Consider the following 1,010-nt stretch of genomic DNA (forward strand, 5'->3'; position numbering starts at 1 on the left):
GATGTTGTCTTGCCGATCGCCAATGAACTCGACCCCGTTGAGGGACAGTTCCCCGACTCGATGATCAAGCAGATGGCCGATATGGGATTCTTCGGCATCCTCATCCCCGAAGAATTCGGTGGCCTGGGACTCGGTGTCTTCGAGTACTGCCTCGTGGCCGAAGAACTCTCCAGAGCCTGGATGTCCGTTGGTGGGCTCCTAGCCCGTGGCAACGGGATGGGTGGCGGGTTCTCACCCGAGCAGGAAGCACGATTGCTGCCGAAGGTCGCCACCGGCGAGTATCTCGGTGCCTTCGCCCTGTCCGAGGCCGAAGCCGGTTCCGATGTTGCCAACATTCGCTGCAAAGCCACCCGCGCCGATGACGGTGGGTGGGTCATCAATGGCACGAAGATGTGGTGCACGTTTGCTGATCAGGCCGACTACATCATCCTCTTCGCTCGCACCTCGACCGATGAAGAGAAGCGTCACCGGGGGATCTCGGCGTTCCTCGTGGAGAAGAACCGCGGCGAGTTCCCTGAAGGTATGAGCGGGACTGCGGTGAAGAAGATCGGGTACTTCGGATGGAAGACCTGGGATTTGAACTTCGATGACTTCCATTTGCCTGCAGAGGCCCTGCTGGGTGAGGAAGACCGTGGCTTCTACCAGGCCGTGTCCGGTCTTGAAGTGGGGCGAGCCCATACTGCTGCTCGTTCGATCGGTTTGGCGCAGGCGGCACTGGAGGACTCGATCGCGTATTTGAAGCAACGGGTCCAGTTCGGTCACCCTCTGGCGGATTTCCAGCATCTGCGGTTCAAGGTTGCTGACATGGCTGCCCAGATCGAGGCCTGCCGGGCGCTGATGTATCACGTGTGCACACAGATTGATTCCGGTGCCCGCTGTGACAAGGAAGCCGCGATGGTGAAATACCTCGCGGCGGAGATGGCGGAGAAGGTCACCTCTGAGGGCGTGCAGATCCATGGTGGTGCCGGGTACACGAAGGACTTCGCGGTGGAGCGTCATTGGCGTGACGC

Annotated in this window: 1 protein-coding gene; it reads left to right on the top strand. The window is 60.2% G+C overall.

Features of this window, described 5'->3' with window-relative positions; all coding sequences use genetic code 11:
* The coding region (locus MPN20_RS17120; protein ID WP_242784067.1) for an acyl-CoA dehydrogenase family protein at positions 1–1,010 on the top strand (1,010 nt) is incomplete at both ends.

This window comes from Brevibacterium sp. ZH18 (genome assembly GCF_022748595.1).
Lineage (GTDB): Bacteria > Actinomycetota > Actinomycetes > Actinomycetales > Brevibacteriaceae > Brevibacterium.